27 protein-coding genes, 1 tRNA gene and 1 rRNA gene are annotated in these 24,676 nt (G+C 69.1%); 20 read left to right on the forward strand and 9 right to left on the reverse strand.

Going from position 1 to position 24,676, the window contains the following annotated elements; all coding sequences use genetic code 11:
• Positions 1–2 precede the first annotated feature (2 nt).
• The 18 genes from rrf (at position 3) to LC452_RS17785 (ending at position 17,372) form a co-directional block, all read left to right on the forward strand.
• A 5S ribosomal RNA gene (gene rrf / locus LC452_RS17700) occupies positions 3–119 on the forward strand.
• A gap of 68 nt (positions 120–187) precedes the next feature.
• Positions 188–1,978, forward strand: coding sequence for a primosomal protein (locus LC452_RS17705; protein ID WP_223627743.1), 1,791 nt, complete (start codon positions 188–190; stop codon positions 1,976–1,978).
• Positions 1,978–3,018 (forward strand): HAD-IIA family hydrolase, encoded by a 1,041-nt coding sequence (locus LC452_RS17710; RefSeq protein WP_223627745.1) that lies wholly within the window; start codon positions 1,978–1,980, stop codon positions 3,016–3,018. Before LC452_RS17705 ends, LC452_RS17710 begins: the two co-directional genes overlap by 1 nt.
• Positions 3,019–3,072: 54 nt before the next feature.
• On the forward strand, positions 3,073–3,249 hold the full coding sequence (locus LC452_RS17715; RefSeq protein ID WP_223627747.1) for a hypothetical protein: 177 nt from the start codon (positions 3,073–3,075) through the stop codon (positions 3,247–3,249).
• Positions 3,246–4,043 (forward strand): TlyA family RNA methyltransferase, encoded by a 798-nt coding sequence (locus LC452_RS17720; protein WP_223627748.1) that lies wholly within the window; start codon positions 3,246–3,248, stop codon positions 4,041–4,043. The genes LC452_RS17715 and LC452_RS17720 overlap by 4 nt, the downstream gene beginning before the upstream one ends.
• Positions 4,040–4,960, forward strand: a complete 921-nt coding sequence (locus LC452_RS17725) for an NAD kinase (RefSeq protein ID WP_223627751.1) — start codon at positions 4,040–4,042, stop codon at positions 4,958–4,960. Before LC452_RS17720 ends, LC452_RS17725 begins: the two co-directional genes overlap by 4 nt.
• Positions 4,957–6,648: a DNA repair protein RecN gene (recN, locus tag LC452_RS17730; RefSeq protein ID WP_223627753.1), complete on the forward strand. Its 1,692-nt coding sequence runs from the start codon at positions 4,957–4,959 to the stop codon at positions 6,646–6,648. The genes LC452_RS17725 and recN overlap by 4 nt, the downstream gene beginning before the upstream one ends.
• A gap of 17 nt (positions 6,649–6,665) precedes the next feature.
• Complete coding sequence (locus LC452_RS17735) at positions 6,666–8,363, forward strand: CTP synthase (RefSeq protein ID WP_223627754.1); 1,698 nt, start codon at positions 6,666–6,668, stop codon at positions 8,361–8,363.
• Between the two features lie 7 nt (positions 8,364–8,370).
• The gene (locus LC452_RS17740; RefSeq protein WP_223627756.1) at positions 8,371–8,952 is read left to right on the forward strand and encodes an NUDIX hydrolase; all 582 of its coding nucleotides are present in this window, start codon (positions 8,371–8,373) and stop codon (positions 8,950–8,952) included.
• A 2-nt stretch (positions 8,953–8,954) separates the two neighbouring features.
• On the forward strand, positions 8,955–9,857 hold the full coding sequence (xerD, locus tag LC452_RS17745; protein WP_223627758.1) for a site-specific tyrosine recombinase XerD: 903 nt from the start codon (positions 8,955–8,957) through the stop codon (positions 9,855–9,857).
• Between the two features lie 81 nt (positions 9,858–9,938).
• On the forward strand, positions 9,939–10,820 hold the full coding sequence (locus LC452_RS17750; protein WP_223627760.1) for a ParA family protein: 882 nt from the start codon (positions 9,939–9,941) through the stop codon (positions 10,818–10,820).
• Positions 10,804–11,652, forward strand: coding sequence for a ScpA family protein (locus tag LC452_RS17755; RefSeq protein WP_374197784.1), 849 nt, complete (start codon positions 10,804–10,806; stop codon positions 11,650–11,652). Before LC452_RS17750 ends, LC452_RS17755 begins: the two co-directional genes overlap by 17 nt.
• Positions 11,642–12,247, forward strand: coding sequence for an SMC-Scp complex subunit ScpB (gene scpB / locus LC452_RS17760; protein WP_223627762.1), 606 nt, complete (start codon positions 11,642–11,644; stop codon positions 12,245–12,247). The genes LC452_RS17755 and scpB overlap by 11 nt, the downstream gene beginning before the upstream one ends.
• On the forward strand, positions 12,244–13,041 hold the full coding sequence (locus LC452_RS17765) for a pseudouridine synthase (protein ID WP_223627764.1): 798 nt from the start codon (positions 12,244–12,246) through the stop codon (positions 13,039–13,041). The genes scpB and LC452_RS17765 overlap by 4 nt, the downstream gene beginning before the upstream one ends.
• Entirely contained in the window at positions 13,038–14,174 is a 1,137-nt protein-coding gene (locus tag LC452_RS17770) for a prephenate dehydrogenase (RefSeq protein ID WP_223627766.1), read from the forward strand. Before LC452_RS17765 ends, LC452_RS17770 begins: the two co-directional genes overlap by 4 nt.
• Positions 14,167–14,859, forward strand: a complete 693-nt coding sequence (gene cmk / locus LC452_RS17775) for a (d)CMP kinase (protein WP_223627768.1) — start codon at positions 14,167–14,169, stop codon at positions 14,857–14,859. The genes LC452_RS17770 and cmk overlap by 8 nt, the downstream gene beginning before the upstream one ends.
• Positions 14,860–14,899: 40 nt before the next feature.
• On the forward strand, positions 14,900–16,372 hold the full coding sequence (der, locus tag LC452_RS17780) for a ribosome biogenesis GTPase Der (RefSeq protein WP_223628189.1): 1,473 nt from the start codon (positions 14,900–14,902) through the stop codon (positions 16,370–16,372).
• Positions 16,373–16,448: 76 nt separating this feature from the next.
• On the forward strand, positions 16,449–17,372 hold the full coding sequence (locus LC452_RS17785) for an NUDIX domain-containing protein (RefSeq protein WP_223627769.1): 924 nt from the start codon (positions 16,449–16,451) through the stop codon (positions 17,370–17,372).
• Between the two features lie 10 nt (positions 17,373–17,382).
• Here the strand turns inward: LC452_RS17785 and LC452_RS17790 are convergent, their stop codons facing one another.
• Genes LC452_RS17790 through LC452_RS17815 form a run of 6 tightly spaced genes read right to left on the reverse strand, consistent with a single transcriptional unit; the run spans position 17,383 to position 21,190 of the window.
• Complete coding sequence (locus LC452_RS17790; protein ID WP_223627770.1) at positions 17,383–18,810, reverse strand: HNH endonuclease signature motif containing protein; 1,428 nt, start codon at positions 18,808–18,810, stop codon at positions 17,383–17,385.
• Between the two features lie 39 nt (positions 18,811–18,849).
• Positions 18,850–19,224, reverse strand: a complete 375-nt coding sequence (locus LC452_RS17795; RefSeq protein ID WP_223627771.1) for an RNA-binding S4 domain-containing protein — start codon at positions 19,222–19,224, stop codon at positions 18,850–18,852.
• Complete coding sequence (locus LC452_RS17800) at positions 19,224–19,895, reverse strand: lysoplasmalogenase (RefSeq protein WP_223627772.1); 672 nt, start codon at positions 19,893–19,895, stop codon at positions 19,224–19,226. The genes LC452_RS17795 and LC452_RS17800 overlap by 1 nt, the downstream gene beginning before the upstream one ends.
• Before the next feature lie 40 nt (positions 19,896–19,935).
• Positions 19,936–20,391 (reverse strand): hypothetical protein, encoded by a 456-nt coding sequence (locus LC452_RS17805; protein ID WP_223627773.1) that lies wholly within the window; start codon positions 20,389–20,391, stop codon positions 19,936–19,938.
• Between the two features lie 20 nt (positions 20,392–20,411).
• A complete protein-coding gene (locus LC452_RS17810) occupies positions 20,412–20,609 on the reverse strand; it encodes a hypothetical protein (protein WP_223627774.1) in 198 nt (65 codons plus the stop codon).
• The gene (locus tag LC452_RS17815; RefSeq protein WP_223627775.1) at positions 20,606–21,190 is read right to left on the reverse strand and encodes a GNAT family N-acetyltransferase; all 585 of its coding nucleotides are present in this window, start codon (positions 21,188–21,190) and stop codon (positions 20,606–20,608) included. The genes LC452_RS17810 and LC452_RS17815 overlap by 4 nt, the downstream gene beginning before the upstream one ends.
• Before the next feature lie 107 nt (positions 21,191–21,297).
• On the opposite strand from LC452_RS17815, the gene LC452_RS17820 reads away from it, so the two are divergent.
• Positions 21,298–21,371: transfer RNA gene (locus LC452_RS17820), tRNA-Pro, on the forward strand.
• Positions 21,372–21,500: 129 nt separating this feature from the next.
• Here the strand turns inward: LC452_RS17820 and LC452_RS17825 are convergent.
• Entirely contained in the window at positions 21,501–22,463 is a 963-nt protein-coding gene (locus tag LC452_RS17825) for a zinc-binding dehydrogenase (RefSeq protein WP_223627776.1), read from the reverse strand.
• 86 nt (positions 22,464–22,549) lie between these two features.
• Between LC452_RS17825 and LC452_RS17830 the strand changes: the two genes are divergently transcribed.
• The gene (locus LC452_RS17830) at positions 22,550–23,179 is read left to right on the forward strand and encodes a TetR/AcrR family transcriptional regulator (protein WP_223627777.1); all 630 of its coding nucleotides are present in this window, start codon (positions 22,550–22,552) and stop codon (positions 23,177–23,179) included.
• Positions 23,180–23,191: 12 nt separating this feature from the next.
• Here the strand turns inward: LC452_RS17830 and LC452_RS17835 are convergent, their stop codons facing one another.
• Together LC452_RS17835 and LC452_RS17840 are read right to left on the reverse strand one after the other, a co-directional pair.
• Positions 23,192–23,953, reverse strand: a complete 762-nt coding sequence (locus LC452_RS17835; protein WP_223627778.1) for a class I SAM-dependent methyltransferase — start codon at positions 23,951–23,953, stop codon at positions 23,192–23,194.
• Positions 23,950–24,627, reverse strand: coding sequence for a TetR/AcrR family transcriptional regulator (locus LC452_RS17840; protein WP_223627779.1), 678 nt, complete (start codon positions 24,625–24,627; stop codon positions 23,950–23,952). Before LC452_RS17840 ends, LC452_RS17835 begins: the two co-directional genes overlap by 4 nt.
• Positions 24,628–24,676: the final 49 nt, after the last annotated feature.

Genomic DNA, 24,676 nt, shown 5'->3' on the forward strand with positions numbered 1-24,676 from the left:
GTTTCGGCGGCCATAGCGTGAGGGAAACGCCCGGTTACATTCCGAACCCGGAAGCTAAGCCTCACAGCGCCGATGGTACTGCAGGGGGGACCCTGTGGGAGAGTAGGACACCGCCGGACTTCTTTTAAGCAAATGGCCACCCATCGATGGGTGGCCATTTTGCGTTTATACGAAAACAGGGAGCATCATGCCGGAAGACGAAGAGCGCCGTCCGCGTCGCGACAACGACAGTGGATCGCGCAATCAGCGCCCTTCCGGCGGACGCCCCACACACAACCGCGACTCTGCGCCGCGCCGTGAGGGCGGCAACCGCTCCGGCGACCGCGCTCCTCGTCGTGAGGGTGGCGGGTACAACCGTGACTCCGCTCCCCGTCGTGAGGGTGGCGGGTACAACCGTGACTCTGCCCCGCGTCGTGAGGGTGGCGGCTATAACCGTGACTCGGCTCCCCGTCGTGAGGGTGGCGGCTACAACCGTGACTCCGCCCCGCGTCGTGACGGTGACAACCGTTCTGCTGACCGTGGCCCTCGTCGTGAGGGTGGCGGGTACAACCGTGACTCCGCCCCGCGTCGTGAGGGTGGCGGCTACAACCGTGACTCGGCTCCCCGTCGTGAGGGTGGCGGCTACAACCGTGACTCCGCTCCCCGCCGTGATGGCGACAACCGTTCCGCAGACCGCGGCCCCCGTCGTGAGGGTGGCGGGTACAACCGTGACTCCGGTCCCCGTCGTGAGGGTGGCGGCTACAACCGTGACTCCGCCCCGCGTCGTGAGGGTGGCGGCTACAACCGTGACTCCGCCCCGCGTCGTGAGGGTGGCGGCTACAACCGTGACTCCGCCCCGCGTCGTGAGGGTGGCGGCTACAACCGTGACTCCGCCCCGCGTCGTGAGGGTGGCGGCTACAACCGTGACTCCGCCCCGCGTCGTGAGGGAGGTTTCGACCGCGATCGTGCACCGCGCCGTGACTCCGGATCCGACCGCGACCGCTCTCGGTCGTTCCCGCAGCGCGGAGGGTCGGGGCGCGAGCGTCCGGTCCAGGCGGCTGACGAGCGTCCGCGCTTCAACGACCCGCACATTCCCGACGAGATCACGGCACGCGACCTGCACACCTCGGCGCGCAACGAGCTCAAGACGCTGAGCAAGGAGAACGCGGACCTCGTAGCCCGCCACCTTGCCATGGCCTCGCAGCTCATCGATGAGGATCCGGCGCGTGCTCACGAGCATGCTCTCGCGGCCTCGCGTCGTGCCGGCCGTATCGCGATCGTCCGTGAGACCCTCGGGATCACCGCGTACGCGACGGAGGACTTCGCCCTCGCGCTGCGTGAGCTGCGCACCTACCGCCGCATCTCCGGCAAGGACGACCAGATCGCCCTCATGGTGGACAGCGAACGCGGCATCGGCCGACCGGATCGCGCGCTCGAGACCGGCCGCGCCGTCGACCGCACCGCTCTCACGACCCCGGTGCGGGTCGCGCTGGCGATTGCGATGTCCGGCGCACGCCTCGACCAGGGCGACCTCGAGCTCGCGCTGGGTGAGCTGGAGATCCCCGAGCTCGATCCGGACCGCGCCTTCGAGTGGAGCCCGGCACTGTTCGCCGCACGCGCGGCGGTGCTGGAGGACCTCGGGCGTGACGAGGAAGCAGCCTTCTGGGCACACCGCGCCGACGTCGCCGCCGAGGCTCTCGGGGTTGACGAAGCAGGCGACGAGGAGCTCATCGTGGAGGACGGCCTCATCGAGGGCGACTTCGATGATGACGAGATCGCTGTGGATCCTATCGCCGACGCAGACGAAGAGCCCGCCGACGAAGAGTCTGCCGACGAAGAGTCTGCCGACGAAGAGTCTGCCGACGAAGAGCTCACGGTCGAGGACGAGGTCCGCGAACTCCTCGGCGAGGACGAAGACGATCTCGACGCCGCCGACGAGACCGCCGCCGATGGGCCGATCGCCGCCGACGGAACCCGTGCCCCGGAGCAGGAGGCGTAGTGGCGCTGTTCGCCCGGAAGCGCTCGACCGCGCCCACTCCGCTCGACGGCGTCGACACGGTGCTGGCGGATCTCGACGGAGTCGTCTACGCGGGTCCCGGTGCGCTGCCGTTCGCGGTGGAGAGCCTGAACCGCGCGGGGGAGTCCGCCCGACTCGGCTACATCACGAACAACGCGTCGCGCACCGACGCGTCTGTAGCGGAGCATCTGAGCAGCCTCGGACTCGACGTCGCGGCATCCGATGTCGTGACGAGTCCGCAAGCCGCGATGCGCCTGCTGGCGGGCGTCCTTCCGGCTCCTGCGACGATCCTTGTCGTCGGAGGGGACGGTCTCGTCGACGAGGTCACGAAGGCCGGCTACACGGTCACGCGCAGCGCGGAGGATTCGCCCGCCGCGGTCGTGCAGGGCTTCGCTCCCGAGGTGGCCTGGACCGACCTGGCCGAGGCGGCGTTCGCACTCAAGCTCCCCGAGGACGAGGGCGGCATCCCCTGGATCGCCACGAACACCGACTGGACGATTCCGCGTGAGCGCGGCGTCGCACCAGGCAACGGCACGCTCGTGTCGGCTGTGCACACGGCCATCGGCCGTCTCGCGACCGTCGCCGGCAAGCCGGAGGCTCCGATCTTCGACGAGGCGCTCGCCCGCTTCGGTGCGCGGAAGGCCCTGTTCATCGGGGATCGTCTCGACACCGACATCATGGGGGCGAACCGTGTCGGGATCGACTCGGTGCTCGTGCTCACCGGCATCGACCGGCCCAAGCACGTGCTCGCCGCGCCGGAGGGCTCGCGTCCCACGTACATCCTCGGCGACCTGCGCGAGCTGCATGAGCCGTACCCCGAGGCCGTCGAGAAGGATGGCGTGTTCCATGTGAACGGCGCCGCCGTGCGTGTCTCCGGCGCCGACGTCGAGATCATCGCGGAGTCCGGCGCGCAGATCGACCTGCTCCGTGCGGGGGCCGCCGCGATCTGGGCCTCGGGCACGCCCGTGTTCGTGCTGCGGGTTCCTGAGCGCCTCTACGACGACCCCTTCCACCGGCCCTGACCCCGAGGCGCCGTGGCTCCCTCCGCCGTCCGAGGTGCCGCGTACAGTAGAACCGTGAGCGATGACACGACGAGCGCGCCGACCGACGGCCTCTGGAGTCGTCTGCGCCTGATCGAGGGGCAGCCGCTTCCCGCGCGCGCCGACGCCTATTCGGCGCTGCACGACGAGCTGTCGCGGCGGCTCGAGAGCGGGGCGAAGCTCGACCAGCGGGAGACCCCGGGATCCCGATGACGCGACTCGACGCCGCCCTCGCCGCCCGAGGACTCGCCCGTTCGCGCAGCCACGCAGCCACCCTCATCTCCGAGGGACTCGTGAGTGTCGACGGCCGCCCCGTCGTGAAGTCCTCGACCTCGGTCGACGACGCGGCCGAGATCACGATCGCCGGTTCCGACCACTACGTGGGGCGAGCCGCGCACAAGCTCATCGCCGGCCTCGACGGCTTCGGCATCCCCGTCGAGGGAAGACTCGCTCTCGACATGGGCGCCTCCACCGGCGGATTCACCCAGGTGCTGCGCGAGCGCGGCGCTCGTCGGGTGCTGGCCGTCGACGTCGGACACGGGCAACTGGCGCCGTCCATCGCCGCAGACCCGGGCGTCGTCGCCGTCGAGGGCTACAACGTGCGGCACATGACCCCCGAGAACCTCGCCGAGGTCACCGGCGAGCAGGAGCGACCCGACCTCGTCGTCGGAGATCTCTCCTTCATCTCGCTCGAGCTCGTGCTTCCGGCCGTCGCGGGCGTCGCCGCACCGGCATCCGACGTCCTGCTGCTGGTGAAGCCCCAATTCGAGGTAGGGCGCACGGCTGTGCGCGGCGGCCTCGTCACCGACCCTGCCACGCGCGCCGATGCCGTCGCCCGCACCGTGTGGAGCGCGTGGGACGTGGGGCTCGGGATGCTCGGCATCCTTTCCTCCCCGATCCTCGGAACACACGGCAATGCGGAGTATCTGGTGCATCTCGCGCCGGGACGCGGCAGCAATCCGACAGAATGGTTGGACAGCATCAATCGACTGGCAGGAGGACGATGAACGAGCGCAGGATCCTGGTCGTCGCCCACGCCGGCCGCGTCGAGACCGTCGAGGCCGCCCGTCGCGTGATCGATGCACTGCGGGGAGCGGGCGCGCAGCCCCTCCTGGCCGCCGACGACCATGCCGCGCTCACCGCGGTCGATGCGTTCTTCTCCGACGTCGATGTTCTCGACGTGTCTTCGGACTCCGTCGAGCTCGAGCTCGCCATCGTCCTGGGCGGTGACGGCACGATCCTGCGCGCGGCCGAGCTCGTCCGAGACAGCGGCGCTCCCGTGCTCGGCATCAACATGGGTCACGTCGGCTTCCTCGCCGAGATCGATCGCGACGACATGGACGACGCCGTCCGCCGCGTGATCGACCGCGACTACGAGGTCGAAGAGCGTCTGGCGCTGTCGGTGCGGGTGAAGGATGCCGCGGGCGCGGTCGTCTTCGACACCTGGGCGCTCAACGAGGCGACCGTCGAGAAGGCGAGTCGCGAGCGGATGATCGAGGTCGTCCTCGAGATCGACGGCCGCCCGCTGTCCAGCTTCGCCTGCGACGGCATGGTCATCTCCACGCCCACCGGATCGACCGCCTACAACTTCTCCGCCGGCGGCCCGGTCATCTGGCCGAGCGTCGAGGCGATCGCGGTGGTGCCGTTGTCGGCGCATGCCCTGTTCGCGAAGCCGCTCGTCGTGAGCCCCGATGCCGCCGTCGCCATCGAGATGCTCGAGCGCACCGACGGCTCCGGGATCCTGTGGTGCGACGGCCGTCGCTCGCATGACCTGCCGCCCGGCGCACGTGTCGTCGTCCGTCGCTCCTCGCGCCCGGTGCGCCTCGCTCGCCTGCACCCCACCGCCTTCACCGACCGCCTGGTGCGCAAGTTCCGCCTGCCCGTCGAAGGATGGCGCGGGCAGGAACCGGGGAAGACCCCATGATCGAAGAGATGCGGATGCAGGGGCTCGGCGTCATCGCCGACGCCGTACTGCCCCTCGGCCCCGGCTTCACGGCCATCACGGGTGAGACCGGCGCGGGCAAGACGATGGTCGTCACGGGGCTCGGACTGCTGCTCGGCCAGCGCGCCGACTCCGGCGCCGTGCGCGCCGGCTCCGCTCAGGCCTCGGTCGCCGGTGTCTGGATCGTCCCCGAGAAGGGCGACGTCGCCGACATCGTCACGGATGCCGGCGGGGAACTCGAACCCACGGGAGAGAACCGCGCAGAACTCTACGTCTCACGCACCCTGAGCGCCGAGGGGCGGAGCCGCGCCAGCGTCGGCGGGCGCGCCGCACCGGCGGGCGTGCTGTCGGCCCTCGCCGAAGAGCTCGTGGTCGTGCACGGGCAGTCCGAGCAGCTGCGACTGCGTTCGGCCGCTGCGCAGCGCGATGCTCTCGACCGCTTCGGCGGCGCTCCCATCGCGAAGGCGCTCGAGGCCTACACGGCATCCTTCGCCCGCTGGCGGACGCTCGACGCGGAGATCGAGGAGATCTCCGGAAACCGGGATCGACGAGCCGAAGAGGCCGCGCGGCTCCGCGAAGCGCTCGCCCTCATCGAGGCGACCGCCCCCGAGCCGGGGGAAGACCAGGAGCTCAGCGAACGCGCCGAGCGCCTCGCCAACTCCGAGGAGCTGCGTCTGGCGGCATCCCTCGCCCACGGCGCCCTGTCGAGCGAGGAGGGCGAGCCCGATGCCTCCGCCCTCGTCGCCGAGTCGCGTCGTCTGCTCGAGAAGGTCTCCGACACCAAGCTCACGGAGATCGCGGAGAGTCTCGCCGACATCGGGTACCGGATCGCGGACGCGGCCGGCCTGCTGTCGGCGTATCTCGCCGACCTCGACGAATCGGGACCGCACGAGCTCGCCGCGGTCGAGGAGCGCCGTGCCGCGCTCGGCACGCTCATCCGTGCGCACGGATCGCTCGACGAGGCACTCGAGGTCTGGCAGACCGGCTCCGCGCGACTCGCCGAGCTCGACGACGACGGGGAGCGCATCGAGCGCCTCATCGTCGAGCGCGACGCTGTGCGCGCCGAGCTCGACGGCCACGCCGCCGCGCTGACCGCCGAGCGCACATCCGCCGCGACCCGCCTGGGTGCAGCGGTCTCGGAAGAGCTGCACGCCCTGGCGATGCCGGATGCGCGCCTCGAGGTGGCTGTCACGGAGGGCAGCGAGAGCACGCACGGCCGCGACGACGTGGCGATCCTGCTCGCCCCGCATCCGGGCGCCGAGCCGCGTTCCGTCGGCAAGGGTGCATCCGGGGGAGAGCTCTCCCGTGTGATGCTCGCGATCGAGGTCGTCATCGCCGGAACCGACCCGGTGCCGACCTTCGTGTTCGACGAGGTCGACGCCGGCATCGGCGGTGCGGCGGCGATCGAAGTCGGCCGGCGACTCGCCCGGCTTGCAGAGAAGTCGCAAGTCATCGCCGTCACACATCTCGCGCAGGTCGCGGCCTTCGCGAACAACCACCTGTCCGTCGTGAAGGCCCACGATGGAGCCGTCACCGCCTCCAGTGTGCGGCGCCTGGAGGGCGGCGAGCGGGAGGCCGAGATGGCTCGTCTGCTGTCCGGACTCGCCGATTCCGACGCCGCTCTGAGCCACGCCCGAGAACTTCTCAGCCTCGGCGCCCTTACTGCCTGATAGGATCGAAGCCCGTGATGAACTCTTCTTCCGCGGGGCCCAAGAACGACACGACCAAGCACATTTTTGTGACAGGTGGTGTCGTTTCGTCCTTGGGCAAGGGGCTCACGGCAGCCAGCCTGGGCAACCTCCTCACCGCTCGCGGACTCCGCGTCGTGATGCAGAAGCTCGATCCGTATCTGAACGTCGATCCGGGCACGATGAACCCGTTCCAGCACGGCGAGGTCTTCGTCACCGACGACGGCGCCGAGACCGACCTTGACATCGGCCACTACGAGCGCTTCCTCGACATCAACCTGTCGCAGGCGGCCAACGTCACCACCGGCCAGATCTACTCGCAGGTCATCGCGCGTGAGCGTCGCGGCGAGTACCTCGGCGACACCGTGCAGGTGATCCCGCACATCACCGACGAGATCAAGCGCCGGATGCGCCTGCAGGCGAACGAAGAGCCGCGACCCGACGTGATCATCACCGAGGTCGGCGGCACGGTCGGCGACATCGAGTCGCAGCCGTTCCTCGAGGCCGCCCGTCAGCTCCGCCACGAGCTCGGCCGCGACAGCGTGTTCTTCGTGCACGTCTCGCTCGTGCCCTTCATGGGCGCGTCGGGAGAGCAGAAGACCAAGCCGACCCAGCACTCCGTCGCAGCGCTTCGCCAGGTCGGTATCCAGCCCGACGCCCTCGTGCTCCGCAGCGACCGGCCGGTGAGCGCGAGCAACCGGAACAAGATCGCCCTGATGTGCGACGTCGAGGTCGAGGGTGTCATCAACACGGTCGACCTGCCGAGCATCTACGACATCCCCTCGACGCTCAACGACCAGGGGCTGGATTCCTACATCGTGCGCCGCCTCGGCCTCGACCAGAAGGCGGCGGAAGAGGTCGACTGGACGCGCTGGAGCAAGGTGCTCCACGCCGTGCACAACCCCAAGCACGAGGTCACGATCGGCCTGGTGGGCAAGTACATCGACCTGCCCGACGCGTACCTCTCCGTGACCGAGGCCCTCAAGGCGGGCGGGTTCGCGCAGGAGACCAAAGTCAACATCCGCTGGATCCCCTCCGACCTCTGCGAGACGCCCGAGGGTGCGCAGGAGCAGCTGGCGGATCTCGACGGCATCTGCGTGCCCGGAGGCTTCGGCATCCGCGGCATCGAGGGCAAGCTGGGCGCGCTGAAGTTCGCACGCGAGCAGGGAATCCCGACGCTCGGTCTCTGCCTGGGCCTGCAGTGCATGGTGATCGAATACGCCCGCGATGTGGCCGGCATCGTCGGAGCATCGTCGAGCGAGTTCGATCCCGAGACGACCGAGCCGGTCATCGCCACGATGGCCGAGCAGATCGAGATCCTCGACGGCGGCGACCTGGGCGGCACGATGCGTCTCGGCCTCTACCAGGCCGCTCTGGCTGAAGGATCGCTCGCCCGCGAGCTGTACGGCACGCCCGAAGCAGCCGAGCGCCACCGCCACCGCTACGAGGTCAACAACGCGTACCGTGACCGCCTGTCGGATGCCGGACTCGTGTTCTCCGGCCTCAACCCGGAGCTCGATCTCGTCGAGTACGTCGAGCTCCCGCGCGACGTGCACCCGTACTACATCGCCACGCAGGCGCACCCCGAGCTGCGTTCGCGTCCTACCGCCCCGCACCCGCTGTTCCGCGGACTCGTCGGCGCCGCGATCGAACGTCACCGCGCCAGCGAGCTGTTCGATGTCAGCGCCGATGAGTGACGCGCCGATGAGGGAGTCGACCGAGCTCCTCCGTGACGAGCCCTTCGAGCCGGAGGTCCTCCAGAGCGACCTGGCGTACCACGGCGCGGTCTGGGACGTGCGCGATGACCGCGTGCGCTACGGCTCCGGGGAGATCCGGCGGCAGTACGTCGCGCACACCGGTGCCGTTGCGATCCTCGCGCTCGACGACGAGGGCCGCGTCCTGCTGATCCAGCAGTACCGGCATCCGATCCGCCATCGCGACTGGGAGCTGCCCGCAGGGCTGCTCGATGTCGAGGGCGAGGAGCCGCTGGAAGCGGCGAAGCGCGAGCTCGCCGAGGAGGCCGACCTCGTCGCCGCGCGCTGGGAGCCGCTGGTGTCGTCGTGGACCACGCCCGGCGGCAACGACGAGATCATCCACATCTTCCTCGCGACGGGTGTCTCTGCAGCCGAGTCCGCCCACGACCGCGAGGACGAGGAGGCCGACATCCGCGTCGAGTGGGTGCCGCTTCCGGACGCCGTCGACGCGGTGCTCGCCGGACGCATGCGCAACGGCATCCTCTCCATCGGAGTGCTGGCGGCCACCCAGAGGCTGCGCGATCGGTCCTGAGGATGCTGCTCGCGCGCGCCTTCGACCTGTATCTGCGGCATGTCACGGTCGAACGCGGGCTGAGCGAGCACACGATCTCGGCCTACCGTCGGGATCTGGGCGGATACCTGGAGTGGCTGTCCGCTGACGGCATCGCCGACACGGCCGAGATCACCCCGGCGGTCGTCGGCCGCTTCATCGCGGAGCGCTCCTCTGCCGAGCCGCCGCCCGCCTCGACGAGCCTCGCGCGGTTGCAGTCGTCGGTCCGGGGATGGCATCGGTTCCTCGCACGGGAGGGCATCGAGGCGGATGACCCGAGCGGACGCCTCCGCCCGCCGAAGGCGCCCCGCCGTCTGCCGAAAGCTCTGACGATCGACCAGGTGGAACGCCTGCTCGCCGCCCCGTCGTCGGAAGACCCGGTGGGCATCCGCGATCGGGCCCTGCTCGAGCTGCTGTACGCCACGGGAGCGCGTGTGTCCGAGGCGATCGGGCTCGACGTCGACGATCTCGCGCACGGCGATGTGCTCCGGTTGCGCGGCAAAGGGTCGAAGGAGCGCATCGTCCCGATCGGCTCCTACGCCCGGGCTGCGGTCGACGCGTACCTGACCCGGGTTCGCCCCGGGCTCGCCGTGAAGGGTCGTGCATCATCGCGCCTGTTCCTCGGCGCGCGAGGGGCGCCGTTGTCCCGGCAGAGTGCGTGGCTCGTCATCCGGGCCGCCGCGGAAGACGCGCAGATCACCAGCGAAGTGTCGCCGCACACCCTGCGGCACTCGTTCGCGACGCACCTGCTGCAGGGCGGTGCCGACGTGCGCGTGGTGCAGGAACTGCTCGGACACGCCTCGGTCGCGACGACGCAGATCTACACCCACGTCTCGGTGGACACGCTGCGGGACATCTATGCGACGTCCCACCCCCGCGCCCGCTGAATCGGCCGCGCCGCGTGCCGGGAAAGGCGGGGAAGACGTCGGCCGCTAGAATCGACCAAGCACGAAGGAGCAGGAGAACCGGTGGCTGAGAAAGCGGCGAAGTCCAGGGCGAAGGCCGACGAGACCCCCTTGGGACCCACCGGCCGCCCGTATCACGGCTTCGCGACGCCCGAGCCGCTGAAGTCCCATGGCCCGGCACGCATCATCGCGCTCTGCAACCAGAAGGGCGGCGTCGGCAAGACGACGACCACCATCAACCTCGCCGCGGCCCTCGCCGAGTACGGTCGCAAGGTGCTGGCGGTCGACTTCGACCCCCAGGGTGCGCTCTCCGCAGGCCTCGGCATCCAGACCCACGACGTCCCGACGGTCTACGATCTGCTGCTCGACACGAAGCGCGATGCGCACGATGCGATCGTGCACTCGGGTGTCGAGGGCCTCGACGTGATGCCCGCGAACATCGACCTGTCCGCCGCCGAGGTGCACCTCGTGAACGAGGTCGCCCGTGAGACCATCCTCGCCCGTGTGCTCCGCCAGGTGGCGGGGGAGTACGACGTCATCCTCATCGACTGCCAGCCGTCGCTCGGCCTGCTCACCGTGAACGCCCTGACGGCCGCGCACGGCGTGATCATCCCGCTCGAGTGCGAGTTCTTCGCGCTGCGCGGTGTGGCGTTGCTGATCGAGACGATCGACAAGGTCCGCGACCGGCTGAACCCCTCCATCACGATGGACGGACTCCTGGCCACGATGTACGACTCGCGCACGCTGCACTCGCGCGAGGTCCTCGAGCGCGTGGTCGAGACCTTCGGCGACGATGTTCTCGAGACCGTGATCGGCCGTACCGTGAAGTTCCCGGATGCCTCGGTCTCGGGTGTGCCCATCACCGAGTTCGCTCCGGAGCACGCCGCCGCCCAGGCATACCTGCGGCTGGCGCGGGAGCTGGTCGCCCGTGGCGCCGTCGCCTGACGAGAATCCTGTCGAGGGGATCCCCGAGCCCGCCGTCGAGCTCGAGGACAGCCCCGGTTTCCGTGTCTCCCTGTCGAACTTCGACGGCCCCTTCGATCTGCTGCTGAACCTCATCTCGAAGCACGAGATGGACATCACCGAGGTGTCGCTGAGCGCTGTCACCAATGAATTCATCGCGTACCTGAGCCAGCTCGACGACGACGAGGAGCTCGACCAGGCGTCGGAGTTCCTGGTGGTCGCGGCGACACTGCTCGACATGAAGGTCGCCGGCCTGCTGCCGCAGGGTGAGCTGGTGGATGCCGAGGCGGTGGCACTGCTCGAGGCGCGCGACCTGCTGTTCGCCCGCCTCCTGCAGTACCGGGCGTTCAAGGAGGTCTCGGCCTGGTTCGCCCGCTGCCTGCAGCGCGAGGATCGGCGTCACGTGCGCGCCGTGCGCCTCGACGAGAAGCACCGTCGTCAGACGCCGGAGCTCGTCTGGTCGCTCACCGCCGAGGATTTCGCCGCCCTCGCGCTTCTGGCCTTCGCACCGAAGGAGATCCCGCACGTCGGGCTCGACCACCTGCATGCGCCGCTCATCAGCATCCGCGAGCAGGCGGCGATCGTCGTGACGCTGCTGCGCGCGACGGAATCGGTGAGCTTCCGCGAACTCGTCGCGGGCGTCACCGAGCCGGGCATCGTCGTCGCGCGTTTCATCTCCGTGCTGGAGCTGTACCGGCACGCGGCGCTGTCGTTCGAACAACTGGAACCGCTCGGCGAGCTCACGCTCCGCTGGGCCGCCGACTCGTGGTCGGATGAGACTCTGGCCACCCTGGGAGCCGACTATGACCGATGATTCTTCGACGGACTTCCCGACCTCGGAGGCCGTGCGCGACACCCCGCTCTCGGAGCGCGTCGAGGCGATCCTGCTGATCGTCGACGAGCCCATCGGTCTGGTCGCCCTCGCCGCCGCGGTCGGATCCCCGGTGCCTGCCGTGCGGCAGACCCTGGAGACGCTCGTCGACGACTACGACGGACGCGGGCATGGACCGCGCCGCGGGTTCGAGCTGCGCGAGGTGGGCGGCGGCTGGCGGCTGTACGTGCGCGAGGACCACGACGACCTTGTGGCGGAGTTCATCGGCGGTCAGGCTCCCGCACGCCTGTCCCAGGCCGCGCTCGAGACGCTCGCCGTGATCGCCTACAAGCAGCCGGTCACGCGCAGCCAGGTCGCCTCCATCCGTGCGGTGAACGTGGACTCCGTGGTGCGGACACTCCTCGCCCGCGGTCTCATCACCGAGCTCTTCGCCGACTCCGAGACCGGTGCCATCAACTACGGCACGTCCGACGCGCTCCTGCAGCACCTGGGCATCAACTCGCTCGACGAGCTGCCCCCGATCTCCCCGCTGCTCGACGACGGCGCAGACGGCTTCGACGAAGGGACCATCCGATGACTGACATCTCCAGCGAGGGCGCACCGGAGGGCGTGCGCCTGCAGAAGGTGCTCGCGGCCGCCGGGGTGGCCTCGCGCCGTGTCGTCGAGAACTACATCACCGAGGGGCGCATCCGTGTCAACGGCGTGGTCGTCGAAGAGCTCGGACGCCGGATCGACCCCGAGCACGACCTGGTCGACGTCGACGGCACCGCCGTGCAGCTCGACGTGTCGAAGCGCTACGTGATGCTCAACAAGCCGACCGGCGTCGTCAGCAGCATGAAGGACGAGAACGGCCGCCCAGACCTGCGCCGGTTCACCGCCGACTACGAGGAGCGCCTCTACAACGTGGGCCGACTCGACGCGGAGACGAGCGGCCTGCTCATCCTCACGAACGACGGCGGCCTGGCCCACGTGCTGGCGCACCCGTCGTTCGGAGTGACGAAGGTGTACATCGCGAAGGTCGAGGGCACGGTGCTGCCGCAGACGATCTCCAAGCTCACGAAGGGCATCGAGCTCGAGGACGGCCCGATCGCGGCCGACAAGGCCCGCCTGCTTGACACGTCCCGCGGATCGAGCCTGGTGGAGCTGACGCTGCACTCCGGCCGCAACCGCATCGTGCGCCGGATGCTGGCCGCGGTCGGCCACCCGGTCACCGAACTCGTGCGCCGGCAGTTCGGACCGCTCCACCTGGGAACCCTCCCGGCGGGGAAGACCCGGGAACTGAGTAAAATCGAACTCGGCGCGCTCTTGACTCTGTCGCGCCGTGATTCCGGTGTCGCCGAGGCGCCAGGCGAGCAGCAGGAGAACGAGTGACCGATACGACGAGTGCGCCCACGGTGCGGAAGGTCGGTGCTGTCGCGCCTCGCCTCTCCGGCACCGTCCGCATCGTCGGTGCCGGCCTGCTCGGCGCGAGCGTCGGGCACGCTCTCCGCGCGAAGGGCATCGACGTCGTCCTCACCGACGCGTCGCCCGCGCAGCTGCGTCTCGCGGTCGACTACGGCGCCGGTCGTCTCTCAGCCGATGACGACGCGCCCTCGCTGATCGTCGTCGCCGTTCCGCCCGATGTCACCGCCGACGTGATCGAAGCCGAGCTCGCGCGGTACCCGGATGCCGTGGTCACCGACGTCGCGAGCGTCAAGCTCGAGCCGTTCCGCACGCTGCGGGGACGCGGTGTCGACCTCACGCGCTACATCGGCTCGCATCCGCTCGCGGGTCGCGAGCGCGGGGGAGCGATCTCCGCCCGCGCCGACCTGTTCATCGGCCGTCCCTGGGTGGTCTGCCGCGACGAGGACACGAAGGCTTCCGATCTCGCACTCGTCGAGGCTCTCGCGCTCGACGTCGGCGCCATGCCGCTGGAGATGACGCCCGAGGAGCACGACCGCTCGGTCGCGCTGACCTCGCACGTGCCCCAGGTCGTCGCCAGTCTTCTCGCCGCGCGTCTCGCCGGGGCAGAGGAGGGTGCGCTGCGCCTCGCCGGCCAGGGCGTCCGCGACACGACGCGCATCGCGGCATCCGCTCCCGAACTGTGGGTGCAGATCCTCGGCGCGAACGCCGGACCCGTCGTGGAGATCCTCGATGCGCTGGCCGCCGACCTCGGCGAGATCTCGGACGCTCTCCGTCAGCCGGGTGCTCCCGGCGCCCGTCGCGTCGTCGCGGAGACGATCCGTCAGGGCAACGACGGCGTCGACCGGCTCCCCGGCAAGCACGGACAGAACCGTCGCTTCGAGTCGCTCATCGTCATGATCGACGACACCCCCGGCCAGCTCGGCCGCCTGTTCGGCGAGCTCGGCGAACTCGGCGTCAACGTCGAGGACCTGAGGCTCGAGCACTCGCCCGGTGCCCAGTTCGGTCTGGCCGAGATCAGTGTCGAACCGGCCACGCTGCATGGAGCGATCACCGGGCTCCAGGAACGCGGATGGCGGATTGCAGGGAACACCAATGACTGACACTTCGACCGCCACCAAGTTCATCGCGATCGACGGTCCTGCCGGCTCCGGCAAGTCCAGCGTCTCGAAGGCCGTCGCCCGCAAGCTGGGCTTCGGCTACCTCGACACCGGTTCGGCATACCGTGCGCTCGCCTGGCACGTGCTCGATCGTGGCGCTGACACGACGGATGCCGATGCGGTGCGCACCGCGGCATCCGACTTCCCCGTCGTACTCGGGCTCGATCCCGACGACCGCACCGTGCGGGTCGGCGATGTCGAGGTCACCGAGGCGATCCGAGACCCGCGGGTCTCGGGTGCCGTGAGCGGCGTCGCCAGGGTCGCCGAGGTTCGCGCCCAGGTCAACGAACTGTTCCGCGCACTCGTCGCCGACGCCGCGTATCCCGCGGTGGTCGTCGAGGGCCGTGACATCACGACCGTGGTCGCGCCCGACGCGCCCGTACGGATCCTTCTGACTGCGGCTCCCGAGGTACGGGCCGCCCGCCGCGCCGGCGAACTCGCCGGCGAGAACGCGGATGCTGTCGCCGCTGCGCTGCACAAGCGCGACGCGTCCGACAGCACCGTCGTCGACTTCCTCAACGCCGCGGACGGCGTCGAGGTCGTCGATTCGACGGACCTTGATTTTTCCCAGACCATCGACGCCGTTCTCACGGTGATCGAGCAACACCGAGGAGCACACCGTGGCTGACGACGAATACGAAGGCGGCCCCGACCAGCTCGCCGAGAAGATGGAGCAGATCGACGAGGAGCTCGCCGAGCAGCGCGCCGAGACGCTCCGTGCAGGTCTGGCGGACTACGACCTCGACGATGAGGATGCCGCGCTCCTCGCCGGCATCACCATGGGCGAGGACGGGATCATGTTCAGCCCGGCCCTGCCGGTGGTGGCGATCGTCGGACGGCCGAACGTGGGCAAGTCCGCGCTCGTGAACCGCATCCTCGGTCGTCGTGAGGCCGTCGTGGAGGACACGCCCGGCGTGACCCGCGACCGCGTGACGTACAAGGCCGAATGGGCCGATCGCCGCTTCTCGATCGTCGACACCGGAGGCTGGGAGCCCGACGCCCGCGGCATCGACCGCTCGGTCGCGATGCAGGCGGAGATCGCGATCGATCTCGCCGACATGGTGCTGTTCGTCGTGGATGCGATGGTCGGTGCGACATCGACCGACGAGCACGTCGTGAAGCTGCTCCGCAAGAGCGGCAAGCCGGTGTTCCTCGTCGCCAACAAGATCGACGACGCTCGGCAGGAGCCGGAAGCGGCAGCCCTCTGGGGCCTGGGTCTCGGCGAACCGTACCCGGTGTCGGCCATCCACGGTCGCGGCGTCGCCGACCTGCTCGATGCGGTGCTGAAGAAGCTCCCCGAGGTCTCGGCCGTCGCGAAGCAGGAGATCGGCGGACCGCGTCGTGTCGCGATCCTCGGTCGCCCGAACGTCGGCAAGTCGTCGCTGCTCAACAAGGCGGCGGGCGAAGAGCGCGTCGTCGTGAACGAGCTGGCCGGAACGACCCGCGACCCGGTGGACGAGGTCGTGGAACTCGGCGGCAAGATGTGGCGCCTGGTCGACACGGCCGGCATCCGTCGTCGTGTGCACATGGCGCAGGGCGCCGACTTCTACGCTTCGCTGCGCACCTCCGCCGCGCTCGAGAAGGCCGAGGTCGCTGTGGTCGTGCTCGACGTGTCGGAGACGATCAGCGAGCAGGACGTGCGCATCATCGACCTCGTGCTGGAGTCGGGCCGTGCGCTCGTGCTCGCGTTCAACAAGTGGGACCGTCTGAACGACACCGACCTCGAGAACGCCGACCGCCGCCGCTACCTCGAACGGGAGATCGAGCAGGACCTCGCGCACGTCGCGTGGGCTCCGCGCGTGAACATCTCGGCGAAGACGGGGCGTCACCTCGACAAGCTCGTCCCCGCGTTGGAGACGGCACTCGAGAACTGGGATCGCCGCATCCCGACCGGCAAGTTCAACGCCTTCCTGGCCGAGCTGGTGGCGGAGCACCCGCACCCGCTGCGTGGTGGCAAGCAGCCGCGCATCCTGTTCGGCACGCAGGCATCGACGCGTCCGCCGACGTTCGTGCTGTTCACCACCGGATTCCTCGACCCGGGCTACCGTCGGTTCATCCAGCGACGCCTGCGCGAGATCTACTCGTTCGAGGGAACGCCGATCGTGATCAACATGCGTGTGCGTGAGAAGCGTCAGCGCTGACCTGTTCCTGGTGCGCCTGTTCCCGCCTGTTGCGCGGGGTGGTGCCGATGCCCGGATGCTGTGAAAGGCTGAAGGGGTGACTGTCGTACCTCCCGCCACCGGTGAACCGCGTCGCCCCGACGGGCCGCGGAATCCGGGCGATGCCTGGGTGGTCGCGGAGTCGGGGGAGAAGTACTGGGGACGCTTCGGCGCCGCCGGTCTTCTCGCGTTCGATCCCGCCCGAGGCATCCTGCTGCAGCATCGTGTCTCGTGGAGCCATTTCGGGGGCACGTGGGGGCTGCCCGGCGGCGCGCTGCACGAGGGTGAGACCGCGATGGTCGGTGCGATCCGTGAGGCGCAGGAGGAAGCCGGCGTGCCGGACGGCGCCGTCCGCGCGCGATTCACGAGTGTGCTCGATCTCGAGATCTGGTCGTACACGACGGTCATCGCCGATGTGCAGGTGCCGTTCGATCCGGTGATCAGCGACCCGGAGAGCGTGGCGCTCGAGTGGGTGCCCGTCGACGAGGTCGCGTCTCGGCCGCTGCATCCGGGATTCGGTGCCGCGTGGCCGGCGCTGCGTTCGCTGCTCGATGTACGGCCTGTGATCGTGGTCGATGGCGCGAACGTCGTCGGTTCTGTTCCGAACGGTTGGTGGAAGGATCGCGCCGGCGCGGCGTCGCGTCTTCGTGCGCGCCTGGAGGGGCTGGCAGTGTCTGCGGACGATCTCGGTGTAGCCGGTGACGTGTGGTTCCCTGCGGTGTCGCTCGTGCTCGAGGGCCAGGCTCGTGGTGTTGCCTCGGGTCTGGATGCCGACTCGGTATCTGTCATCAACGCGGACGCCTCGGGCGACGACGCGATCGTTGCGGAGGTCGAGCGTCGCGTCGGTGCGGGGGACACCGTGCTGGCTGTGACGAGCGACCGTGCACTTCGTGAGCGGGTCGAGCGGGCAGGTGCCGCGCAGGTGCGGTCGGCCGGATGGCTGGTGGATCTGCTGGCGCAGGCCGACCGCGCGAAGAGCTGACTCTCCATACTCAGACGAACATGACGCGGTGGGTGGGTCGGTCGGTGTAGTCGCGGCCGAGGGGGCTGTGCCAGGTGATGGTGCCGTCGGGTTCTTGGGTGGCGGTCCACCGGTGGGTGTTCGGGATGTCGGGGTGTTTGAGGGTGTGGTGGGCGCGGCAGAAGTGGGCGAGGTTGTCGATCCGGGTCTTGCCGCCTCGGGCGTGGTCGTGGTTGTGATCGATGTCGCACCGGTGCACCGGTGTGCGGCAGCCGGGGAATCGGCAGTGCTGGTCCCGGGCACGCAGGAACCGGCGCATCTGCTCGGTCGGGGTGTAGGTGTCGGTCTGGGTGACCATCCCGAACCGGTCGAGCAAGAGGCGTGACCAGCCGGTATTTCGTCCGGCGAGGAGCCGGGCGATGTCCGGGTGGAGGGGCCCGTGTCCGTCGAGGTCGGCGGGGCGGTCATCGGCCCCGGCAAGGGTCGTGCCGGCGACGGTGACCTGGATCCGGCCCTGGATGTTCTCGAGCCCGGTCCCGTGGACGGCGCTCGGGTCGGCGGCGAGCAGCAGGTCCGCGAGCAGGTCGGCTTGCACCTGATCCCACGTGCGGGTGTCCGTCACCACATCCGAGGCATCTGCGGTGTCGGGGTCGGTGGCGAACGTGTCGTCGCTGAAGATCTTGCCCTCATCGGCCGCGGTCGCCGCGTTGGCGTCGGTCTTGGTCGAGGTCGAGGCGTTCCTGTTCGCGTCGGTGCGGGGCTCGTCGTCTCTCGCGGCAGCAGACTCTCGATCACGGTTGCGGATCACCTGTCGCGTCATCTGTGCCAGCCGGTCGGCGATCGCGACCGCCACCCATTCCGGGAGCACCGCGGTCAACAACGCCAACCCGTCCCCGACGGACCGCACCTTCACACCCCGCTCCCCGGCCGCACGCTTGTGCCGCTCCGCCACCGTCTCCCCGACCAGGGCGGCGGCGATCTGCTTCGCGTGCGCCGCCGTCCGTGCCGCCGTCTCCCGCTCCGCGAACACCAGCACCGCCGCCTCATACAACCCCATCACGCCGGCATCCACCCGCCGATTGCGGATCGCCTCCGACACGATCGCACTCGCCCGGCAGATCTCCCGCACATGCCCCGCGCTGACCCGCCCCACCGCGAACGACTCCCGCACCGCGGGCAGGTCACAACTCAGCGTCCGGGCATCAGCGAACGCGAACTCGACAGACCCTTGCGGGATCCGGCCCGCAGCAGAGAACTCCGCGACCATCGACCGGTACATCGCATCCCGATGAAACCCATTCCCCACAACATCCCTGTCGTGAATCGCGATCCGCTCGCCGAGCAGTTCCATCGCCTCGCACTCGAGAACCGCGGCCTGACGCTTCTTCTCCACCCACGCATCCAACACACGACGACGCTCCTCGAGATCGAGGTCGAAATCCGTCCGCTGCTGAGCCATGACCCCAGTTTAGAACAAATGTTCGAAACTCGCAGTATACTACTCGAGGAAGTGCTCGTCCCGCCCGCGGAGCTTGTCGATGTCTCGACGTTCGCGCTTCGTGGGTCGACCCGCACCTCGATCGCGAAGGCCGAGGGCCGCCTGAGGCTCGCGCGCAGGGGTGCGATCGTTGAAGGCGAGCGCAGCGACCGGAGCGCCGACGCGCTTCACGAGGATCTGGCGGACGCCGAGGATGCGGTCGAATCCAGAGATCCGGATACGGACCTCGTCGCCGACGCGGATGGTCGCCGCGGCCTTCACCTTCTCGCCATTGACGCGTACATGCCCGGCGCGGCATGCAGTCGTGGCAGCCGATCGCGTCTTGTAGACGCGGACAGCCCAGAGCCAGCTGTCGACGCGAGCGGAGTCTGGCATCAGGAGGTCCTCTTCTCACGAAGGGCGATGAGTGCGCCGGCGACGAGCAGCCCCTGGCCGAGGGTGTAGGTCAGCATGATCACGGGGTTGCTCCAGGAGGGAAGGCCGTCGGGTAGGAAGAGTCGGAAGGCCAGCACCGTGTCGCTCGCGAGGAAGAACACGCCGCCGACGGCGATGATCGGGTGGCATCGTGAGGAGAATGCGGCCGTGCCGCCGAGCACCAGACCGTACGCGGCGACGGCGATCAGCAACCCGCCGGTGTGCGGGCCGAGGAAGACGAGCATCGCGATCCACCACACGGCGTAGATCAGTGCCCACCACGGCATCCGTCGTCGGGAAAGATGGCGGACGAACAGGGCGATGTATGCCACATGCGCGATACCGAAGAACATCAGCATCAGTGGAAGCTCGGGCGCCATGGGGAAGAAGACGCTCGCCCCGTCTCCGAGCCATGAGAACAGCAGAGCGGCGAGCAGCGCGACCAGCGCGGAGGCCGGGAAACGGCGACGGATCGAGAACACCACCGGGACCGCCAGGAGCGGCATCAGCAGCAGCTTCGTCGTTCCGGCTGCCGGGCTCTCCACAGCAAGCAGCGCCACGTGCACGGCCGAGACCACGACGAAGGGAACGAAGGCCCACAGGATCGGCGTGGGAAGCGAGCGGCGCTGCATCACCCCATCGTATTGTCGAGGGCCGGCGAACCCCGACCGATCAGGATTCGACGGTGACCTGGTCGACATCGCCGTCCGGGCCGAGGTGCACGGCGGGCCAGTACCCCTCGGGGAAGTGTTCGCCGCAGTCGTCGGTCAGGTGCAGGACGATCGTTCCGTCGGATGCCGCTTCGACCGTCTCGAGGGTGAGATCGGATGCTGCGTCGTCGAGCTCGTGCGGTTCGGGTTCGCCGTTGCTGAAGTTCGTGACCACGGCATCCGATGCGATCCGCCGCAGCGAGGCGAGGTCGGCGATCGTCTCGCGCACGCGGGGGAGGAGCGGCGTGATCTCGTCGGGACTCGTCCCTTCGAGCATGAGCTCGACGTCTGTCCCGTCGACCACGACAGTGCCGCCGTACCATTCATGGGTGAGGACGCTGCCGTCGGTCAGCTCGGTGGTGGCGCGGGTGAGGGAGCCGAGGGTCGGATCGTCGATGGTCGGATGCTCGTCGCTCATGACTTCACGCTAGCGCTCGGTCATGGTGCAAGGCGCAACCCGATGGGCTCGAGGTGCTCGCGGAGGATGCTGATTGCCTTCGGTCCGACGCCGTGGATGGCGAGCAGCTCTTTCTCGGAGGCTCCGTCGAACTGGTCGAGGCGCGTCAGACCGTGGAGGGCGAGTTCGCGCCGCGATACCTTGCCCATCGCGGCAGGGAGTTCTGAGTTCTCGCTCACGAGCGGAGTTCCAGCGTGACGAGAGTGCGACCCGGCTTGAGCTCGGTCGTCTCGGCGAATCCCGCTGCGAGGAACGTGCCGACCGTTCCGTGGAACAGGTCGTTAGTGCGCTGCTTTGCGCCGCCGGTGTCGACCGGGTACCCCTCGATGAGTCGGGCGCCGGATCCTCTGGCGAAGTCGACGGCAGCCCGCAGCAGTTCGAGGTTCAGCCCGGATCCGCGGTGCTCGCGTCGCACGACGAAGCACGTCACGGCCCACACCGAGTCGTCGTCGAACGGTTCGGTGGACGCGGCTGCGATGATGCGCGTGCGCGGGACACGCGCTTGCTTCGTGCGAGGACCGATTCGGATCCAGCCGGCGGCCTCGCCGTCGACGTAGACGATGATCCCTGGCGGCGGCCCGTCGTCGATCTCGGCGCGGAGCATCTCGGTGCGCTGCGGAGTGGTCGTCTCGTTCCAGTCCTTGTTGCTCAGGACCGGCCAGATGCACTGGCAGCTCGCGCCGTCACCGCCACCTGTGAGCGCGTGCTGAACATCGTCCCAGCGGGCGGTCGTCGCCACCTCGGTCGTGATCGTCGCCATGCACGGCACGCTACGCCGAGCGTCCGACACCCGCAACGGACCGGTTCGCGGAGCGCCGCCGGGTCAGGCTAAGATAGGGGAGTTGCCCGCGCGGAAGTGCGGAACAACGGGCTGTGGCGCAGCTTGGTAGCGCACTTGACTGGGGGTCAAGGGGTCGCAGGTTCAAATCCTGTCAGCCCGACCGAAAAGCCCCGGAGAACCGCAGAGTCACGCGGATCTCCGGGGCTTTTTCCCTGCCCCTCGGCGGCCGAGACGACCATCGTCGCCCCTCACGGCGCCGCGAGCTGCGCTCTCAACCGGCAGAGCCCGCTCAGGGCACGAGCACGATGCGCCCGAACACCTCACCCGCATCCATGAGTCGGTGCGCCTCGGCGGCGGCGCTCAGGGGGAGGGTGTCGTGAACCACAGGGGAGAGGATGCCGCGAACAGCGTCGTCGAACATCTCGCCTCGTACCCGGGCGAGCTCGTCACGGGGCACGGTATCGAGGCTGAGCGTTCCGAAAGTGATCGATCGGCGGAAGCCGGCCAGAAGCGCCGTGCCGAAGTCAGCGGGCGGGAAGCCGCCGACCACGCCCACGGCGATCAGGCGGCCGTTGGGTGCGAGGCGCTCGATGAATCGGGGAAGATCGGCGCCGCCGACGATGTCGAGGATGACGTCGAACTCGGCCGGAGCCTTCGTGTCGCCCGCGCCGGCGCGGTCGAGTATATGAGTGGCGCCGAACGTGCGCAGTCGCTCGCCTCGTTCGGGAGACGACGTGGTGACGGAGATGGTCGCGGCGCCGGCCCGAGCAGCCAACTCGACACCGGCCAGGCCGATGCTCCCGGCGGCGCCCCGCACGAGCACGGATTCGCCCTCGACAAGGCGGGCGCGTTCGAGCGCGAAATGCGCGACCGGCGCAGCACTGCCGAGGGTCACGGCCTGGACGGACGTGAGCTCGGATGGCAGCGCGACGATCTCGTCGGCGCGAGCGGTCACGTACTCGGCGTACCCACCCGAGATCCCGGTGAACGCCCAGACGCGTCGACCGAGCCATACCGGGTCTACATCGGACCCCGTCGCTGTCACGACCCCGGCCGCTTCGCTTCCGGGGATCATCCCCGAGTCGCGAGTCGCTTCGGCGATCCCGCCCCGGCGGATCACGACGTCGACCCCGCCGACGCCGATCGCATCCGTTCGAATGAGGACCTCGCCGACTCCGGGCGTCGGTACGGGAAGGTCGGTCACCTCCATCCCACTCGGGTCGCCGAAGGTCCGGATGATCACTGCGCGCATGGGTGCACTCCGTTTCGCGGCGGGATGTCGGACCCGCCTTCCGAAACGTAACGGACGCCAGCGTCCACTTGAGTAAAGTGAGACACATGTCCGTCACACTGCCTCAGGATCTGCGCTCCGACGCGATGGAGAACCGTGATCGGGTCCTCGCCGCAGCTCGCGAACTGTTCGCGACCGACGGCCTCGCCGTGACGATGCGGGAGATCGCTCGTCATGCGGGTGTCGGGCCGGCGACTCTCTACCGTCGGTTCCCCACGAAAGCCGATCTCGTCCGCGCCGCTTTCGTCGACGAGCTCGACGCCTGCAAGTCGATCGTGGTCGATGCCCTCGCCGACACCGACCCATGGCGCGGTTTTCGAGGCATCATCGAGCGTGTCCTCGAGCTCAACGCCCGGAACCAAGGCTTCACGGACGCATTCGTCTCCGCCTACCCCGGGGACGTGGACTTCAGAGCGCATCGCGAGGCGGCGGTGCGGGGGATCGTCACGGTCGCTCGTCGTGCCATCGAGGCCGGCGCTCTGCGCGCCGACTTCGTCCTGGACGACTTCCTGATCGTCTTGCTCGCGGCGCGCGGACTGTCGAGTACGACGGAGGCGGAACGCGCCGGTACCGCTCGTCGCTATGCGGCGCTGGTCATCGACGGGCTGCGCGCGTCCGACCGGCACGGGTCGCTACCGGCCCCGCCGCGACTCATCCCGAGCGTCATCCCGGGGTAGGCCGAGCCTCACTCACCTCGTCGCCCGACGGGCTTCGATGAGATGGCGAGTCGAATGGGCGATGAACGGGCCATCCTGCTGGATGAGCCGGTGGAGCTCACGGAGCTTGTCGCGGTACTGATCGACCGAGAATCCGGGCACCCACCAGATCACCTTTCGAAGCAGGTAGACCACCGCGGCGACATCATGGATCTCGATCCGCAGTCGCGCCGTCTGCAGATCCACGATCTCGAGGCCTGCGGCTTCGGCGGCGGCCGATTCATCGTCGGGATGCCGGCCTCGGCGGGCTTCCGGCTGCGGTCCGAGGAAGAACTCGATCAGCTCGAACACGCTCGCCGGCCCGACGTGCTGCGCGAAATACGTTCCACCGGGCTGCAGCACTCGTGCGATCTCGTCCCACCAGATCGTCGCCGGATGCCGGCTCGTCACTAGATCGAAGGCCTCATCGCCGAAGGGCAGCGGCGGCTCGTCGGGATCGGCGACGACGACCACCCCTCGTGGATGCAACAGACGGGTGGCCTTGGCGACATTCGGTGGCCAAGATTCCGTGGCGACAGCGACCGGAGGGAACGTCTCTGCCTGTGCGAGCACCTCCCCGCCACCGGTCTGCACGTCCAGGGACGCCGACGCTCGACCCAGGCGTTCAGCGAGCTGGTAGCCGTATCGCCACGCGGGTCGCTCTTCGGTGGCGCGCCCATCCAGCCAGGAGAAGTCCCAGCCGGACACGTCGGCGGATTCCCCGGCTTCCAGCAGGGCATCGAATTCGTTTTTCACCTTTCCGTCCTTCCCGTCAGGGCGGTCTCGTCGATCGCCTCCCGCAACCTCCCCGCCTCCAACCCCAGCGCCCACTCCGCGACATCCGCGACCACGCGCGTGTGTGCCGGGTGCTCGATCGGCGCGGAGGAGTTGACGTACGATCCACCTCCGTCGAGTGCGATGAGGATGCGGATGCAGGCGGCCTCGGCGTCCGCTCCGGGGAAGTCACCCGAGGCGATGCCGTCCTCGATGATCGCGGTGAGGCGTTCGCGGTCGAGCCCGTCCTGGATCTGCAACTCGGTGTCGAGCGCCGGGCTGAACCGCGAGAGGTGCCGCGCGTTCAGCCAGAGCCGGGCCAGCGGCAGCGAGCGGCCGCGCTCGACGTGATCGACGAAGCGCGCCAGGCGGTGCAACGGCGTGCCGCCGGTCGTGAAGAACTGCTCGCGTTCGATCACCGCGGCCCGTGCGAACGCGGCGACGACCAGATCCTCCGCGACGGGGAAATAGTGCGTGATCAGGCCGGGCCGCACACCGAGCCGGGCGGCGACGGCGCGGAGCGTGATGCGCTCGAGGCCTTCCTCGATCGCGATGGCCGCGGCGCAGGCGAGGATGTCCTCCCGCCTCTCTTCCGGAGGTTTGCGGGTGCGCGGCGATGCGGCCGGAGAAGAAGTGCTTGACGTCACCCCGCCCATGCTATTGAATGAGTGACCAATAGTCCATTGGGCATGTGACCAATAGCAC

The organism is Microbacterium sp. EST19A, assembly GCF_019969685.1.
Taxonomy (GTDB): domain Bacteria; phylum Actinomycetota; class Actinomycetes; order Actinomycetales; family Microbacteriaceae; genus Microbacterium.

Bases quoted from the DNA above. Each gene is read 5' to 3' on its own strand.
- LC452_RS17795 (WP_223627771.1), bottom strand. From the start codon at position 19,224: ATGCCAGACTCCGCTCGCGTCGACAGCTGGCTCTGGGCTGTCCGCGTC.
- LC452_RS17830 (WP_223627777.1), top strand. From the start codon at position 22,550: ATGTCCGTCACACTGCCTCAGGATCTGCGCTCCGACGCGATGGAGAAC.
- cmk (WP_223627768.1), top strand. From the start codon at position 14,167: ATGACTGACACTTCGACCGCCACCAAGTTCATCGCGATCGACGGTCCT.
- LC452_RS17815 (WP_223627775.1), bottom strand. From the start codon at position 21,190: ATGGCGACGATCACGACCGAGGTGGCGACGACCGCCCGCTGGGACGAT.
- LC452_RS17735 (WP_223627754.1), top strand. From the start codon at position 6,666: ATGAACTCTTCTTCCGCGGGGCCCAAGAACGACACGACCAAGCACATT.
- LC452_RS17790 (WP_223627770.1), bottom strand. From the start codon at position 18,810: ATGGCTCAGCAGCGGACGGATTTCGACCTCGATCTCGAGGAGCGTCGT.
- LC452_RS17740 (WP_223627756.1), top strand. From the start codon at position 8,371: ATGAGGGAGTCGACCGAGCTCCTCCGTGACGAGCCCTTCGAGCCGGAG.
- scpB (WP_223627762.1), top strand. From the start codon at position 11,642: ATGACCGATGATTCTTCGACGGACTTCCCGACCTCGGAGGCCGTGCGC.
- LC452_RS17805 (WP_223627773.1), bottom strand. From the start codon at position 20,391: ATGAGCGACGAGCATCCGACCATCGACGATCCGACCCTCGGCTCCCTC.
- xerD (WP_223627758.1), top strand. From the start codon at position 8,955: ATGCTGCTCGCGCGCGCCTTCGACCTGTATCTGCGGCATGTCACGGTC.
- LC452_RS17725 (WP_223627751.1), top strand. From the start codon at position 4,040: ATGAACGAGCGCAGGATCCTGGTCGTCGCCCACGCCGGCCGCGTCGAG.
- LC452_RS17840 (WP_223627779.1), bottom strand. From the start codon at position 24,627: ATGGGCGGGGTGACGTCAAGCACTTCTTCTCCGGCCGCATCGCCGCGC.
- LC452_RS17825 (WP_223627776.1), bottom strand. From the start codon at position 22,463: ATGCGCGCAGTGATCATCCGGACCTTCGGCGACCCGAGTGGGATGGAG.
- recN (WP_223627753.1), top strand. From the start codon at position 4,957: ATGATCGAAGAGATGCGGATGCAGGGGCTCGGCGTCATCGCCGACGCC.
- der (WP_223628189.1), top strand. From the start codon at position 14,900: ATGGAGCAGATCGACGAGGAGCTCGCCGAGCAGCGCGCCGAGACGCTC.
- LC452_RS17720 (WP_223627748.1), top strand. From the start codon at position 3,246: ATGACGCGACTCGACGCCGCCCTCGCCGCCCGAGGACTCGCCCGTTCG.
- LC452_RS17800 (WP_223627772.1), bottom strand. From the start codon at position 19,895: ATGCAGCGCCGCTCGCTTCCCACGCCGATCCTGTGGGCCTTCGTTCCC.
- LC452_RS17705 (WP_223627743.1), top strand. From the start codon at position 188: ATGCCGGAAGACGAAGAGCGCCGTCCGCGTCGCGACAACGACAGTGGA.
- LC452_RS17765 (WP_223627764.1), top strand. From the start codon at position 12,244: ATGACTGACATCTCCAGCGAGGGCGCACCGGAGGGCGTGCGCCTGCAG.